The following is a 14,498-nucleotide window of genomic DNA, read 5'->3' on the forward strand; positions in this document are numbered from 1 at the left end:
CTCTGCGCCCGGTCATGGCAAGCTGGCGTCCCTTGCGGAAGCGGTCGTATCGTTTTCTACGGAATCACCATGCGAATTTTCACCACACTGCTGACCACCCTGCTCTGCGCCGCCCTGCTGTGGTGGGCCTACGACAGTTTCCAGTCACGCTACCTGCGCACCTTCGACAGCCAGGCCACGCTGTTCGACGGCAGCCAGCTGCAGCTGCCTGCCGAACTCGCCGGCCCCGGGCCGATCCGTGTCGTGCACTTCTGGGACCCGGCCTGCCCCTGCAACGTCGGCAACCAGCAGCACCTGGCCGAGCTGATCGAGCACTTCGCCGCGCAAGGCGTGACCTTCCACGTGCTGCAAAAACCTGGCAGCCACGGTCAGTTACCCGCCAACCTCGGCGCCTTGCAGCCAGTCAGCGACCTGCCCGGCAGCGAACACCTGCCGGCGTCCCCGGCCGTGGCGATCTGGGATAACAAGGGCCAGCTCGCCTATTTCGGCCCTTACAGCGAAGGCGCGGTGTGCAACGCCGGCAACAGCTTCATCGAGCCGGTCATCCAGGCACTGCTGCAGGGTCGCCAGGTGCAGGCCTCCAACGCCCTGGCCAGCGGCTGCTATTGCCCCTGGCAGAAAAATGCGCCGTAAACGGCAGACCTGTCACGTCGGGAAGGCTATTCTCAACGCGTTTTGCCGCGTTCGTCGGACGCTCGCCCCTTCATCAACGGCACAAGGAATTCCATGAAGCGCAGCCTCACTCTGCTGGCCCTCGTCGTGGCTGTGGCCGCCGGTGCCGGTTACTGGTATGTGCACGGCAAGCTGCCGCAGCGCGAGGGCGAGGTGGCTATCGCCGGCCTCGGTGCACCGGTCAGCGTACGTTACGACGACCGTGGCGTGCCTCACCTGCAAGCACAGAACGAGCAGGACCTGTACCGCGCCCTGGGCTATGTGCATGCCCAGGACCGGCTGTTCCAGATGGAACTGGTGCGACGCCTGGCACGGGGTGAACTGGCCGAAGTGCTGGGCAGCAAGCTGGTGCCCACCGATACCCTGTTCCGCAGCCTGCGGATCCGCGAGCAGGCGGCGCGGATGGTCGAGCGCCTGGATCACCAGTCACCGTCCTGGCTCGCATTGCAGGCCTATCTGGACGGCGTGAACAGCTGGCAGGCCAGCCATCCCAAGCCAGTGGAGTTCGACGTGCTGGGCATCCCTGAACGCCCCTTCACCGCCGAGGACACCCTGAGCATCGCCGGCTACCTGGCCTACAGCTTTGCCGCCGCGTTCCGCACCGAACCTGCGCTGACCTATATCCGCGACCAGCTCGGCGCCGACTACCTCAAGCTCTTCGACCTCGACTGGCAACCAGACGGCGCCCTGCGCCCGGCCCTGGCCGCCAGCGACTGGCGAGCCCTCGAAAACCTTGCCCAGCTCAGCCACCAGGCACTCGGTGATGCCGGCATCGCGCAGTTCGAAGGCAGCAACGCCTGGGCCGTGGCCGGCAGCCGCACCCGCAGTGGCCGCCCCCTTCTGGCCGGCGACCCGCACATCGGTTTCGCAGTACCGGCGGTGTGGTACGAGGCCGAACTGTCGGCGCCGGGCTTCAACCTCTACGGCTACTTCCAGGCGCTGAACCCCTTCGCCCTGCTCGGCCACAACCGCGATTTCGGCTGGAGCCTGACCATGTTCCAGAACGACGACGTCGACCTCGTCGCGGAGAAGACCAACCCCGCCAACCCCGACCAGGTCATGGTCGATGGCCAGTGGCACACGCTGGAAAAGACCGAGCAACAGATCGCGGTCAAGGGCGAGGCGCCGGTAACCATAAGCTTGCGCCGCTCGCCCCACGGCCCGATTGTCAACACCGTGTTGGGCGAGGCCGCCGGCCAGACGCCGATCGCCATGTGGTGGGCCTTCCTGGAAACCGAAAACCCCATTCTCGACGCCTTCTACCAGGTCAACCGCGCCGACACCCTGGGCAAGATGCGCGAGGCCGCCGCGAAGATCCAGGCGCCCGGCCTGAACCTGGTCTGGGCCAATGCCCGTGGCGATATCGGCTGGTGGGCGGCCGCACAGTTGCCGATCCGCCCGCAGGGCGTCGACCCGTCGTTCATCCTCGACGGCAGCACCCACCAGGCCGACAAGCTGGGTTTCTACCCCTTCAGCCTCAACCCGCAGCAGGAGAACCCGGCCAGCGGCTACATCGTCTCGGCCAACTACCAGCCCCCGGCCGCGATGCCGATCCCCGGCTACTACAACCTGCCGGACCGTGGCCGCCAACTGGATCGGCAACTGGCCGACCCGCAGGTCAAGTGGGACGTACAGAACAGCCAGGCCTTGCAACTGGACACCAGCACCGACTATGGCCCACGCACGTTGGCGCCGCTGCTGGCAACCCTGCGCGCGATTGCCGAGGGCGACGAGCAGAAGGAGCTGGTCGAGCAACTGGCGGCCTGGCGTGGCGACTACCCGCTGGACTCGACCAGCGCCACGCTGTTCAACCAGTTCCTCTACGAACTGGCGTACGCCGCCCTGCACGACGAACTGGGCGATACCTGGTTCCAGGTGCTGATCAGCACCCGCGTCATCGACGCCGCGCTACCGCGCCTGGCGGCCGATGCCGATTCGCCCTGGTGGAACCTGCGCGGCGGACATGATCGTACCGACCGCACCGCCATCGTCCGACAGGCCTGGCAACGCAGCCTCACGCACCTGCGCGAGCTGTACGGCAGCGACCCGGCCGAGTGGCAGTGGGGCAAGGCCCATACCCTCACCCACAATCATCCGCTGGGGCAGCAGAAGCCCTTGAACCTGCTGTTCAATGTCGGCCCCTTCGCCGCGCCCGGCACGCACGAGGTGCCGAACAATCTGTCGGCGAAGATCGGCCCGGCGCCGTGGCCGGTGACCTACGGGCCTTCGACCCGCCGCCTGATCGACTTCGCCGACGCCGGGCAGGCGCTGACCATCAACCCCGTGGGCCAGAGTGGCGTGCCGTTCGACCGGCACTATTCGGATCAGGCCGAGGATTATGTGCAGGGGCGCTATCACAAGGCGCAGATGGGGGTGATTCCGGCGCGCAGCACCTTGCGCCTGGTGCCCGAGAAACGCTGACCCTTGGCCTGCCGGAAACAAAATCACTGACAACGGCATGACCGGTTTCACAACCCTTCACGCCCCGAACAGGTAACCTGTCCGCCCCTTTCTTCAAAGAGCCTTTCTCATGCAAAAGCAGTTCATCGAAATCGACGGCGCCCGCATGAGCTACGTCGACCAGGGCCAGGGCTTCCCTGTGCTGCTGGGCCACAGCTACCTCTGGTCTGCAGCGATGTGGCAGCCGCAGATCGAGGCGCTGTCGAAACACTTCCGCGTGCTGGTGCCCGAGCTCTGGGGCCATGGCGACTCCGACGCGCCACCGGCCACCACTACCGACATGAGCGCGCTGGCGCGCCAGCACCTGGCGTTCCTCGACGCCCTGGGCATCGATAAATGCCATCTGGTCGGCCTGTCGGTCGGTGGCATGTGGGGTGCTGAACTGGCCGTCGAGCACCCGGAACGGGTCGACCGCATCGTGCTGATGGACACCTACCTCGGCGCCGAACCCGATGCGACCCGCGAGAAGTACTTCGCCCTGCTCGACGCCGCCAGCGCTGCCGGGTTCTTCCCTGACCCACTGCTCGATATCGTGGTGCCGATCTTCTTCCATGCCGGCGGCCAGACGGTGCCCGAGATTCGCGAGCAGTTCCGCGCCGACCTCAAGGCCAGCAGCGCCGAAACCATCCGCCACAGCCTCGACCCGATGGGCCGCGTGATCTTCGGACGCCCTGACCTGCTGGATCGGCTGGGCGAACTGCCGGCCGAGCGGACCATCGTGATCTGCGGCGACCAGGACATTCCGCGTCCACCGGCGGAGAGCAACGAAATGGCACGGATCATTGGCTGCCTGGCCGCGCAGATTCCGTTCACGGGGCATATCTCCAGCCTGGAGAACCCCAAGGTGGTGAATGACTTCCTGTTGAACTGGCTGCCGCGCAACCGCTGATATCGCCAGGGCTGCCAGGCAGCCCTGTCGCGGGGCTCACCCCTGCCACTTGCCGCCTTCGACGATCACGCTCTCAGGCGGTGTGTCGTCGCTCAGTTCCTTGCGCACATACTGGTCATACAGCTTGAGCAGGAACTTCTCTTCGCCCAGCTTGGCCAGTTCGGCATTGACCCAGTCACGCAGCTCGGTATTACCCTTTTTCACCGCCGGGGCGATCGGTGCCTCGTCGCCCAGCAATTGCGGCAGCACACGGTAGCCCGGGTTCTGCTTGGCCCAGCTGAACAGAATCAGGTTGTCCTGGGCGTAGGCGTCGCCGCGGCCATTGGCCAGGGCCTGAAGCGACTCGCTGTTCTTCTCGAACTTGAGCAGCTTCCAGTCCGGGTGGTTTTTGGTCAGCCAGATATCGGCGGTGGTGCCGGTGGTGACGATGATGGTCTTGTCGGCCAGGTCATCGAGGGCTTTTACCGGGCTGCCATCGGCCACGATGGCCTGCACCGCCACACGCAGGTTGGGGTTGGTGAAGTCCACCGCTTCCTTGCGCTCCGGGGTGACGGTCATGTTGGCGAGGATCAGGTCGACCTTGTCGCTTTGCAGGAAGGGAATGCGACTGGCCGGCTCCACGGCCACGAACTCGACCTTGTTCTCGTCGCCCAGCAGGTCCTTGGCGAAGCGCCGCCCAATGTCGGTGTCGAAGCCGACGTAACGACCGCTCTCGTCGACGAAGCCGAACGGCGGCTTGTCGGTGAACACGCCGACGATCAGCTTGTCGCGGGCCTTGATGGTTTCCAGGTAGCTGCTCGAAGGGGTCGGCGTCGCGGCCGCCGACTTGCCGGGCTCCGCCGGTTTGTCGCAGCCGGCCAGCAGGGCCAGGCCGAACAGCGGCGCCAGCAGTTTGGTGAAGTGGGCAGTTTTCATGACAGTTCCTTTTGTGATGTCTTCGGCAGGCTTTCGACAAAGGAGAATTTGTCCAGGAACTGCTGCGCGCGTGCGGTTCGCGGTTGGCTGAAGAAGCTCTCGGGGTCGCTCTGTTCAAGGATCCTGCCGGCCTCCATGAACACGATGCGGTCGGCCACCGCGCGGGCGAAGGCCATTTCGTGGGTGACGATGAGCAGGGTCATGCCGTCGCGGGCCAGGCCCTGGATCACCTGCAGCACTTCCTTGACCATCTCCGGGTCCAGGGCGGCGGTGACCTCGTCGAACAGCATCACCTGCGGGTTCATGCACAACGAGCGAACGATGGCGATACGCTGCTGCTGGCCGCCGGACAACTGCCGGGGGAAAGCGTCGCGCTTGTCCAGCAACCCTACCCTCGCCAGCAGAGCCTCGGCCTGTGCCTGGGCTTCGGCGCGCTCGCGCTTCTGCACCTTCAGCGGGCCGAGCAGCAGGTTGTCGATCACGGTCATGTGGCCGAACAGGTGATAGCTCTGGAACACCATGCCGACCCGCTGGCGCACCTGGCGCCAGTCGGTGCCCGCCTGCAGCAGCTCCTGGCCATCGAGGCGCAGGCTGCCGCCGTGGGCCTGCTCCAGGCCATTGAGGCAGCGCAGCAGGGTACTCTTGCCGCAGCCACTGGGGCCGAGGATCACCACCACTTCGCCGGCCCGCACCTGCAGGTCGACATCCTTGAGCACCTGGTGCTCGCCGAAGAACTTGTTGAAACCCTGGAATTCGATCAATGCGCTCATGAGTGGGCCCAGCGGCGTTCCAGCGCGCGCGAGGCGGCGGAAAGCGGATAGCAGACGAAGAAGAAGAACAGGAACAGCACGCCGTAGATCAGCACCGACTCGTAGGTGCGCTCGATGATCTGCTGGCCGGCCTTGATGACCTCGACCACGCCGATCAGCACCGCCAGCGAGCTGGTCTTGACGATGCGCGTGTAGATGTTGATGGTCGGTGGCGTCATGCGCTTGAGCGCCTGCGGCAACAGCACATGGCCGTACAACTGCAGGTCGGAAAGGCCGATCGACAGCCCCGCCTCGCGCTGGCCGCGTGGCAGCGAGGTCAGCGCGCCACGCACCACCTCACCAACCTCGCTCGCCCCCCACAGGCCCAGCACCAGCACCGCGCACCAGAAGCTGGGAATACTCAGCGAGAAGAAGATCGGCAACCCGAAGAACACCAGATACAGCCAGACCAACACCGGAATGGCGCGAAAAAGCTCGAGATAGACCTGCAAGGCGATGTTCACCGCGCGCTTGCCCAGCGTTGCCAGCACGCCATAGAGCACGCCGCCCAGGGTGGCGAAGACAATGCCCAGCGCCGAGATCGCCAGGGTCTGCCCGGCGCCCTTGGCCAGTTGCGGCAAGGACACCAGCAGCAGCTCAATTGCCGAACTGGCCATGTTGCAACCTCCTTTCCAGGTAGCGCAGCAGCAGCGACAGCGGCAGGAACAGCAATACGCACAGCAGCGTCAGCACGGCGAGCATTTCGTAGGTCTTGTAGTACAGGGCGATGTAGTTCTTGGTGGTGTAGAGAATCTCCGGCACCGCCACCGCCGACACCACAGTGGTTTCCTTGAGCAGGAAGATGAAGTTGGCGAACAGCGCTGGCAGGCTGAGGATGCCGGCCTGGGGCAGGATCACATGGCGCAGCAACTGGCCTTCGGACAAACCGATGGAGCGCCCGGACTCGAGCTGTGCCCGCGGCACCGCCTCGACCCCGGCGCGCAGCACCTCGGTGAGGTAGGCGCCGCCCATGAAGGTCATGGTGATGATCGCTGCAGCGAAACCGGAGACCTTCAGGCCCAGGGTCGGCAGCGCGAAGTAGACGAAGAACAGCTGGATCAGCAGTGGGGTGTTGCGCGCCAGCTCCACATAACCCTTGACCAGACGCCACAGGTACGGGGTACGAAACACCAGGATGGCGGCATTGAGCACGGCGACCAGCAGCGAGGTGACGATGGCGATCAGCCCGACCTGCAGGGTGACGCCGACCGCCTTGAGGAATGCCGGGAGTGTGCTAAGCATGAAGGCAGTGTCGAAGGTCATGGATAGCGCCTCGACACCAGGTCACAGGGGTACGGCATGGGGAAGATTCCAGGGTCGGCGCGGGGGTCGCTCGCGTCGTGGACGATGAAAAGGTGTGCTGGTAAGCACGATAGGTAGACTCTAAAGGTATAAAAAACTTTCTCTAAATACCTTTATTGCATATTGATATCACCCGACGGGCTAACCGGAAATTTCATACATCGCCTTGGGATCTTTCCCTCGAAATACCTCTCAAATGGACTTCAGACTGACCGGCCGGCAAGGCCCAGGGATGACAACGATGAATAGCCCGAGCACGCCTGTTTCGAACGAACAACTCCAGTGGCTGCTGGCCTTGCGCAAGGCCCTTGCCGGGCAGCGGTGAGCCTCCTGTGGGCGGTTCCGCGTCGGCTTGCCCGCGAAAAGAACATCGCAGCGCCCAAACAAAAACGCCGACACAACTGTGTCGGCGTTTTCCTGTGAAGCACTGACCCGGCAAATCAGAACGCTGGCAGCACCGCACCCTGGTACTTCTTCTCGATGAAGGCTTTCACCTCAGGGCTGGTCAGGGCCTTGGCCAGCTTCTGGATGGCATCGCTGTCCTTGTTGTCAGGACGCGCAACCAGGAAGTTCACGTAAGGCGAATCGCTGCCCTCGATCACCAGCGCATCCTTGGCCGGGTTCAGGCCCGCCTCCAGTGCATAGTTGGTGTTGATCAGGTCCAGGTCGACCTGGTCCAGCACGCGCGGCAGCATGGCCGATTCGAGCTCGCGGAACTTCAGCTTCTTCGGGTTCTCGGCGATATCCTTGGGCGTGGCCAGGGCGTTCTTCGGATCCTTCAGGGTGATCAGCCCGGCCTTCTGCAGCAGCAGCAGGGCACGACCGCTGTTGCTGCCCTCGTTCGGGATGGCCACGGTGGCGCCTTCCTTGAGCTCCGACAGGCTCTTGACCTTCTTCGAGTAGCCACCGAACGGCTCGACATGCACGCCGACCACGGTTTCCAGGTGGGTGCCCTTACCTTCGTTGAAGTTCTTCAGGTATGGCAGGGTCTGGAAGTAGTTGGCGTCCAGACGCTTCTGGTCGACCTGCACGTTCGGCTGCACATAGTCGGTGAAGACCTTGATCTGCAGGTCCACACCTTCCTTGGCCAGGGTCGGCTTGATCAGCTCGAGGATTTCGGCGTGCGGCACCGGCGTGGCGGCCACCACCAGTTTCTCGGCGGCGTTGGCCAGGCCGGACAGCGACAGGGCAGCAGCGAGGGCAGTCGTCAGCAGGGTCTTTTTCATGGTGATCCTTGTTATCAAGCTGGAGCCATCGACGATGGCGAAGTCAGGTGCCCCGCCGTCGCGACGGTGGGCGTGGAGCGGACGATACCGGGATTTTTTATGCCCTAACAATATCTTTTGATTCGCTGCTTATTCCAAAAACAAAAAGCCATCACGCTCTTTGTTTATGAGCGACAGGCAAGCGCTCTAGGCCGAGGCTCCCCCGAGTTCGGCAAGGCTCTTTTCCAGCACCGCGCGCAGCGCCGACAAAGTACCCGGCTCACGGCTGCGACCCAACTGGGCCAGTTGCCCGGCAAGGGTGGTCAGCGGCGAGCGGTCGGGCAGGTCCAGGTGCTGCGCCTGGATTTCATCACCCTCGGCCACCAGCAGGGCAAAGTGGATGACGTTCTCCAGCTCGCGGGTATTGCCCGGCCATGCATGGGCCTCCAGCGCCTGTTGCGCGGCGTCGCTGATCAACGGCACGCTGCGCTCCAGACGCACGCTGTAGATACCGACGAAGTACTCGGCCAGCGGCAGGATATCCCCGACCCGCTCGCGCAGTGCCGGCAGCTCCAGCTCACCCTCGCGCAGGTAGAGGTACAGCCTTTCGTTGAAGCGTCCGGCCCGCACGGCCTGGGCCAGGTCGATACTGGAGGCGGCGACCAGGCGGACATCGACCGCCTGTGGCTGCTGTGCACCGACCCGGGTCACCTCGCGGTTCTCCAGCGCCGCCAACAACTTGCCCTGGATCGCCAGCGGCAGGTCGGCGATCTCGTCCAGGTACAAGGTGCCGCCATTGGCCGAGCCGAACCAGCCGGCACGACTGCTGGCCGTACCGCCATGGGTACCGGCGCTGTAGCCGAACAGCTCGGCATCGGCGTAGGTGTGGCTGATGCCTGCGCAGTTGACCGAGACGAACAGCCCGGCGCGGTCGCTGGCGCGGTGGATCTGCCTTGCCAGCAGCTCCTTGCCGGTGCCGGTTTCGCCACGGATCAGCACCGGCAGCGGTTGCGGCGCCAGGCGTTCGAGTGCCTCGCGCAACTGCTGCGAACGCGCATCGACGAATACCAGCGCCTTGGCACGAATGCTCAGCGGGCTCTTGTCCAGTTCGGGAAAGGTCAGCAACGGCTGGCCGAAGGGGTTGTTGAAACTCATGGAAAACTCCCGCCCCGAGCGCATGCGACCGAGGATTGAGGTCAATCGACTGAAGACGGATCAGGCGCGGCGCAGTGACCGTTGCTCGACTCGGCCTTGCAGGCGGTAAAGATAGGCGAAACCCTGCTCCCAGCGCTCATGGCCGGACTTGACGTTGATATGCCCGGCGTCGCTCAACAGCCCCGCCTCGGCCCCCCAGGCCTTGGCCAGGTAGAGCGCGCGCGGCACGCTGACGGCCGGATCGTTGTCCGAGCTGACCACCTGGCTGGGGAACGGCAGCGTCTGCAGCGGGATCGGCGCGAAGTTGCGCAGGGCTTCTGCGCAGGTCGGGCGTTCGACATCCGCCGGCGCCACCAGCAAGGCGCCCCGCACCCTGCGCAGCAGCGCCGGGCTGGCTTGCGCCGCCCAATGGGCGACGGTGACGCAGCCCAGGCTGTGGGCGATGAGAATCACCGGCGAGGTTTCGGCGGCAATTGCCTGCTCGAGCGCCTGTACCCAATCGTTACGCTGCGGAGTGAGCCAGTCCTGCTGCTCGACCCGGGCGCTGTTGGGCAGGCTGCGCTGCCAGTGACTCTGCCAATGGTTGTCTGGCGATCCTTGCCAGCCCGGCACAATCAGGTAACGAATCGACTCATTGCGCATGGGGACGCCTCCTTGGAAGTTTGCGTGCTTGGGGACCAGTATAGGGAGACGGTTATATTCGTAAAGGAATAAGAAGCTATTTATTAATAACCATAATTGCTGCACATCTGGCCTGACTCCTTCGCGGGCAAGCCCGCTCCCACAGGCATAAAAAAAGGGCCATCCCCTGCCAAGAGAAATGGCCCTGAAGCACTTGCCTGAAGAGGGTATTGCCGGTCAGCGCGCGGTAATCACCGCCAGCTTGCTGATCCCGGCGCGCTCGATGGCGGCCATCGCCCGCGCCACTTCGCCGTAGTTGACGCCATCGTCAGCCTGCAGCTGTACACGTACATCGGCGTCCTTCTCCCTGGCCGCCTTGAGGTTGCTCTCCAGCAGATCGGGCTGGATCTCGTCCTTGTTGATGAACAGCTTGCCGCCGCCATCGATGCTCACCACCAGTGGGTCTTTCTGCTCCACTGGCGCCACGGCCTCGGTCTTGGGCAGGTTGATCGGGATGGCGTTGGTCAGCAGTGGCGCGGTGACGATGAACACCACCAGCAGCACCAGCATGACGTCCACCAGCGGCGTGACGTTGATTTCACTGAGGACTTCGTCGCTGTCCTGGGTCGAGAACGCCATGTCAGGACGCCTCCTTCACTGGCTGGGCGAAACCGGCCTGGGCTTTTTGCAGGGTCGGGTGCACCAGCACACGGAAGGCACTCTTCTGCGCCAGGCTGTAGAAGTCGTGGGCGAAGTCGTCGAGGTCGGCCGCAGTCAGCTTGAGGCGGCGCAGGAAGTAGTTGTAGACCAGCACCGCCGGGACCGCGACGGCGATACCCACGCCCGTGGCGACCAGCGCCGCACCGATCGGGCCGGCCACGGTTTCCAGGCTGGCGGAGCCGGCAGCGCTGATGCCCTTGAGCGCTTCCATGATGCCCCACACGGTGCCGAACAGACCGATGAACGGCGAGGTGCTGCCAATACTGGCAACCACCGCCAGGCCGGTTTCCAGCGAGCGACGCTCACGCACGATCTGCTGGCGCAAGGCGCGCTCGAGGCGGTCCTGATGGTTGATCGCATGGCTCAGGTCGGCTGCCTGGCCCGGCTCGCCCACGGCTATGGCGGCATAACCGGCCTGGGCGACGCGGGCAGCAGGGCCAGGCTGCTCATGGCTGAGTTCGGCCGCCGAGTCGAGGCTTGAAGCGGCCCAGAACTGGGCATGGAAGCGCTTGTCCTGGTTCTTCAGCCGTACGAACTGCACGACCTTGACCAGGGCCAGCGCCCAGGTGACCACGGAAAAACCGACCAGCAGCCAGATGACTGCGCTTTCAACGGATTCGAGGGGAGATGCCAACAGGCTCATGATGAAGTCTTCCTATGTTCGGTTCGATGGCACGGTTTAACGAAGCTTGAAATCGATCGGGACGCTGACCCAGCCGACCTGGGCCACCTCGCCCTGCTTGGCCGGCACGAAGCTCCAGCGCTTCACTGCCGCCAGTGCGGCGGCGTCCAGGGCATCGCGGCCGCTGCTCTTCTGGATCTGGATCTGCCCCGGCTTGCCGCTGGGCAGTACCTCGACGCGCAGCAGCACGGTGCCTTCCCATCCACGGCGCTGGGCCAGCTGCGGGTATTCCGGCGCAGGGTTCTTCAGGTACGCGGCATTGGCCGAAGCGGGCGTGACCGGTGCCGGCGCCGGTGGAGCAGGCGCCGGAGCAGGCGGTGCAGGTGCCGGCGTCGGGGCCGGCGGCGGCGCTTCGACCGGCTTGGGCTGCGGCTTGGGTACGGGCTTGGGCACAGGTTTTGGCTTGGGTACCGGTTTCGGCGCCGGTTTGGCGGCCAGCTCATCGACCACAGGAGGCGGCGGTGGCGGCTCGACCACAGGCACAGGCGGTGGCGGCTCGACAACCGGCGGCGCCGGGGCCGCGAACTCGATGGTCATCGGTGGAATCTCCGGCGGGATCACCGGCAGTTCGGGGGTTGGCCGCTGGCTGACCCAGTAGGCCGCAGCGCCGTGCAGGACCAGCACCAGCAGGCCCAGCACCAGCTTGTCACGGCGCTTGAGGCCACTGACCGGAGTACGTTGCAGGCGCAACTGCGCCAACGGCAGGCGAAGCGTGCGTCCAAGCTCGACCAGGTCACCCGGGGCCGGGCGCCATGGCTGGTCGTAGGCCCTGGCGGCCGACTGGACATTACCCATTGATCGAAACTCCTGGGGTGTTGATTCAGGTCTGTGGCTGAATCATCGGTGCCAGAGGCTTATCTCTTAAAGTAATGTTTAAAATTAAAAATAGAACTTTATCGAATATATGATTTGAGCGATTAGCGTAAAGCCGCGCGGGGCAAGGGCTGTAGCGCCGGAGGCAAAATGACATGCACGTGCGGCATGAGAAATATTCGTGGAAGGTATCGAAATCCGGCGAGGGCTGCGCCCTCGATCGCGGGGCAAGCCCGCTCCTACAGGCACAGCGCCGCCCTTGAAGCCGACGGGGAGCCTGTGGGAGCGGGTTTACCCGCGAAGGGCTGCGCAGCAGCCCTGACCTTCGCCCAGGCATAAAAAAACCCGGGCTGCAAACCCGGGTTCTTCATGCACACGGCAGCTCAGATATCCGCCACCTTCTGCCAGACCTTCGGCCGGAAGAACAGGGTCTCGCCGCGCGCCAGCCCGGTCAGGCTGTCGTGATCCTTGACCACTTCGGCCTCGATCAGCTCGCTCTGCCCTTCCACCTTCAGGGTCACCCGCGTGGTCGCCCCCAGCGGACGGATGTCGCGCACCTCGGCAGCGTGATGACCTTCGGTCTCGTGGCGCGACAGCGACACCTCGTGCGGGCGGAACAACACATGGTTGCCCTCGCTCAGGGCCAGGCGGTTGGAATCGCCAAGGAAGTGGTAGACGAAGTCGTTGGCCGGCTTCTCGTACACCTCGCCCGGCGAGCCGATCTGCTCGATCACGCCCTTGTTCATCACCACGATGCGATCGGCGACTTCCATCGCCTCTTCCTGGTCGTGGGTGACGAACACCGAGGTCAGGTTGATGTCTTCGTGCAGGCGCGCCAGCCAGCGGCGCAGCTCCTTGCGCACCTTGGCATCGAGGGCGCCGAAGGGTTCGTCGAGCAGCAGCACCTTGGGCTCCACCGCCAGGGCACGGGCCAGGGCGATACGCTGGCGCTGCCCCCCCGACAGCTGCTCGGGATAGCGGTCGGCAAGCCAGTCGAGCTGGACCATGTTCAACAGCTCATGGACCTTCTCGGCAATCCTGCTCTCGCTCGGGCGCTCGCCCTTGGGCTTCATGCGCAGGCCGAAGGCGACGTTGTCGAACACGCTCATGTGACGGAACAGCGCGTAGTGCTGGAACACGAACCCGACGTTGCGATCACGCACATCGTGGCCGGACACGTCTTCGCCGTGGAACACGATGCTGCCGTCGTCCGGCGTTTCGAGGCCGGCAATGATGCGCAGCAGGGTGGTCTTGCCGCAGCCGGAGGGGCCGAGCAACGCCACCAGCTCACCGCTGTGGATATCCAGGTTGATGTTGTTCAGGGCCTGGAAACTGTTGAAGCGCTTGCTGACGTTACGAACTTCGATCGACATGACTTATTCCTCCGCTGCGCTATGGCGCAGGCGGTTAATACGGTTCTCGCTCCACTGCTTGAGCAGCAGGATGAAGAGCGCCAGGATCAGCAACAGGCTGGCCACGCTGAAGGCCGCGACATGGTTGTACTCGTTGTAGAGGATCTCCACGTGCAGCGGCAAGGTGTTGGTGACGCCGCGGATATGGCCGGAGACCACCGACACCGCACCGAACTCGCCCATGGCCCGCGCGGTACACAGCACCACGCCGTAGATCAGGCCCCACTTGATGTTCGGCAGGGTGACATGCCAGAACATCTGCCAGCCGCTGGCACCGAGCAGGCGCGCAGCCTCCTCCTCCTGCGTGCCCTGCTCCTGCATCAGCGGGATCAGTTCACGGGCAACGAACGGCACGGTGACGAAGATGGTCGCCAGCACGATGCCCGGCAGGGCGAAGACGATCTGGATGTCGTGGTCCTGCAGCCACGGTCCGAGCAGGCCCTGGGCGCCGAACATCAGCACGTAGACCAGGCCGGCGATGACCGGCGAGACCGAGAACGGCAGGTCGATCAGGGTGACCAGCACGCTCTTGCCGCGAAAGCTGTACTTGCTCACGCACCAGGCGGCGCTGACGCCAAACACCAGGTTCAGCGGCACCGAGATGACCACCGCAAGCAGGGTCAGCTTGAGCGCCGAAAGCGCATCGGGCTCGAAGATCGCCTCGAAGAAGGTGCCGAAACCGTTCTTCAGCGCCTGGGAGACCACGATCACCAGCGGCAGCAGCAGGAACAGCGCGAACACCAGCCAGCCGAGGCCGATCAGTATGCGCCGCGAGGTGGCGCTGCCACGGCGGGCGGCGTTGGCGGCGGAGCTTGCACTCAGGGATGACGAAGACATGACCTG

Annotated in this window: 15 protein-coding genes; 3 read left to right on the forward strand and 12 right to left on the reverse strand. The window is 64.4% G+C overall.

Features of this window, described 5'->3' with window-relative positions; genetic code table 11:
• Window positions 1–69: 69 nt before the first annotated feature.
• From AC1TXO_RS25800 to AC1TXO_RS25810, 3 genes are all read left to right on the forward strand, one after another.
• Complete coding sequence (locus AC1TXO_RS25800; RefSeq protein ID WP_486404333.1) at window positions 70–633, forward strand: DUF6436 domain-containing protein; 564 nt, start codon at window positions 70–72, stop codon at window positions 631–633.
• Between the two features lie 93 nt (window positions 634–726).
• Window positions 727–3,093, forward strand: a complete 2,367-nt coding sequence (locus AC1TXO_RS25805; protein WP_486404334.1) for a penicillin acylase family protein — start codon at window positions 727–729, stop codon at window positions 3,091–3,093.
• 109 nt (window positions 3,094–3,202) lie between these two features.
• Entirely contained in the window at window positions 3,203–4,021 is an 819-nt protein-coding gene (locus tag AC1TXO_RS25810; protein WP_486404335.1) for an alpha/beta fold hydrolase, read from the forward strand.
• Window positions 4,022–4,057: 36 nt separating this feature from the next.
• Here the strand turns inward: AC1TXO_RS25810 and AC1TXO_RS25815 are convergent, their stop codons facing one another.
• The 12 genes from AC1TXO_RS25815 to cysW form a co-directional block, all read right to left on the reverse strand.
• Window positions 4,058–4,936, reverse strand: coding sequence for a transporter substrate-binding domain-containing protein (locus AC1TXO_RS25815; protein ID WP_486404336.1), 879 nt, complete (start codon window positions 4,934–4,936; stop codon window positions 4,058–4,060).
• Window positions 4,933–5,706, reverse strand: a complete 774-nt coding sequence (locus tag AC1TXO_RS25820) for an amino acid ABC transporter ATP-binding protein (protein WP_486404337.1) — start codon at window positions 5,704–5,706, stop codon at window positions 4,933–4,935. Before AC1TXO_RS25820 ends, AC1TXO_RS25815 begins: the two co-directional genes overlap by 4 nt.
• Window positions 5,703–6,362 carry an amino acid ABC transporter permease gene (locus AC1TXO_RS25825; protein WP_486404338.1) on the reverse strand — a complete coding sequence of 220 codons (660 nt, stop codon included), beginning with the start codon at window positions 6,360–6,362 and terminating at the stop codon, window positions 5,703–5,705. The genes AC1TXO_RS25820 and AC1TXO_RS25825 overlap by 4 nt, the downstream gene beginning before the upstream one ends.
• Window positions 6,343–7,008, reverse strand: a complete 666-nt coding sequence (locus tag AC1TXO_RS25830; RefSeq protein ID WP_486404339.1) for an amino acid ABC transporter permease — start codon at window positions 7,006–7,008, stop codon at window positions 6,343–6,345. Before AC1TXO_RS25830 ends, AC1TXO_RS25825 begins: the two co-directional genes overlap by 20 nt.
• Before the next feature lie 479 nt (window positions 7,009–7,487).
• Window positions 7,488–8,273: a MetQ/NlpA family ABC transporter substrate-binding protein gene (locus tag AC1TXO_RS25835; protein ID WP_486404340.1), complete on the reverse strand. Its 786-nt coding sequence runs from the start codon at window positions 8,271–8,273 to the stop codon at window positions 7,488–7,490.
• A gap of 186 nt (window positions 8,274–8,459) precedes the next feature.
• The gene (locus AC1TXO_RS25840; RefSeq protein WP_486404341.1) at window positions 8,460–9,407 is read right to left on the reverse strand and encodes a sigma 54-interacting transcriptional regulator; all 948 of its coding nucleotides are present in this window, start codon (window positions 9,405–9,407) and stop codon (window positions 8,460–8,462) included.
• Window positions 9,408–9,467: 60 nt separating this feature from the next.
• Entirely contained in the window at window positions 9,468–10,049 is a 582-nt protein-coding gene (locus AC1TXO_RS25845; protein ID WP_486404342.1) for an alpha/beta hydrolase, read from the reverse strand.
• 216 nt (window positions 10,050–10,265) lie between these two features.
• The gene (locus AC1TXO_RS25850) at window positions 10,266–10,667 is read right to left on the reverse strand and encodes an ExbD/TolR family protein (protein WP_486404343.1); all 402 of its coding nucleotides are present in this window, start codon (window positions 10,665–10,667) and stop codon (window positions 10,266–10,268) included.
• 1 nt (window position 10,668) lies between these two features.
• On the reverse strand, window positions 10,669–11,391 hold the full coding sequence (locus tag AC1TXO_RS25855) for a MotA/TolQ/ExbB proton channel family protein (protein WP_486404344.1): 723 nt from the start codon (window positions 11,389–11,391) through the stop codon (window positions 10,669–10,671).
• 36 nt (window positions 11,392–11,427) lie between these two features.
• Entirely contained in the window at window positions 11,428–12,225 is a 798-nt protein-coding gene (locus tag AC1TXO_RS25860; protein ID WP_486404345.1) for an energy transducer TonB, read from the reverse strand.
• A 401-nt stretch (window positions 12,226–12,626) separates the two neighbouring features.
• Window positions 12,627–13,616, reverse strand: coding sequence for a sulfate/molybdate ABC transporter ATP-binding protein (locus AC1TXO_RS25865; protein ID WP_486404346.1), 990 nt, complete (start codon window positions 13,614–13,616; stop codon window positions 12,627–12,629).
• 3 nt (window positions 13,617–13,619) lie between these two features.
• Window positions 13,620–14,492: a sulfate ABC transporter permease subunit CysW gene (gene cysW, locus AC1TXO_RS25870; protein WP_486404347.1), complete on the reverse strand. Its 873-nt coding sequence runs from the start codon at window positions 14,490–14,492 to the stop codon at window positions 13,620–13,622.
• Between the last annotated feature and the right edge of the window lie 6 nt (window positions 14,493–14,498).

The sequence above is a fragment of the Pseudomonas sp. FA117 genome, from assembly GCF_057370475.1.

Coding starts and splice junctions, on each gene's coding strand:
- AC1TXO_RS25800 (WP_486404333.1), top strand. CDS start 70: ATGCGAATTTTCACCACACTGCTGACCACCCTGCTCTGCGCCGCCCTG.
- AC1TXO_RS25805 (WP_486404334.1), top strand. CDS start 727: ATGAAGCGCAGCCTCACTCTGCTGGCCCTCGTCGTGGCTGTGGCCGCC.
- AC1TXO_RS25810 (WP_486404335.1), top strand. CDS start 3,203: ATGCAAAAGCAGTTCATCGAAATCGACGGCGCCCGCATGAGCTACGTC.
- AC1TXO_RS25815 (WP_486404336.1), bottom strand. CDS start 4,936: ATGAAAACTGCCCACTTCACCAAACTGCTGGCGCCGCTGTTCGGCCTG.
- AC1TXO_RS25820 (WP_486404337.1), bottom strand. CDS start 5,706: ATGAGCGCATTGATCGAATTCCAGGGTTTCAACAAGTTCTTCGGCGAG.
- AC1TXO_RS25825 (WP_486404338.1), bottom strand. CDS start 6,362: ATGGCCAGTTCGGCAATTGAGCTGCTGCTGGTGTCCTTGCCGCAACTG.
- AC1TXO_RS25830 (WP_486404339.1), bottom strand. CDS start 7,008: ATGACCTTCGACACTGCCTTCATGCTTAGCACACTCCCGGCATTCCTC.
- AC1TXO_RS25835 (WP_486404340.1), bottom strand. CDS start 8,273: ATGAAAAAGACCCTGCTGACGACTGCCCTCGCTGCTGCCCTGTCGCTG.
- AC1TXO_RS25840 (WP_486404341.1), bottom strand. CDS start 9,407: ATGAGTTTCAACAACCCCTTCGGCCAGCCGTTGCTGACCTTTCCCGAA.
- AC1TXO_RS25845 (WP_486404342.1), bottom strand. CDS start 10,049: ATGCGCAATGAGTCGATTCGTTACCTGATTGTGCCGGGCTGGCAAGGA.
- AC1TXO_RS25850 (WP_486404343.1), bottom strand. CDS start 10,667: ATGGCGTTCTCGACCCAGGACAGCGACGAAGTCCTCAGTGAAATCAAC.
- AC1TXO_RS25855 (WP_486404344.1), bottom strand. CDS start 11,391: ATGAGCCTGTTGGCATCTCCCCTCGAATCCGTTGAAAGCGCAGTCATC.
- AC1TXO_RS25860 (WP_486404345.1), bottom strand. CDS start 12,225: ATGGGTAATGTCCAGTCGGCCGCCAGGGCCTACGACCAGCCATGGCGC.
- AC1TXO_RS25865 (WP_486404346.1), bottom strand. CDS start 13,616: ATGTCGATCGAAGTTCGTAACGTCAGCAAGCGCTTCAACAGTTTCCAG.
- cysW (WP_486404347.1), bottom strand. CDS start 14,492: ATGTCTTCGTCATCCCTGAGTGCAAGCTCCGCCGCCAACGCCGCCCGC.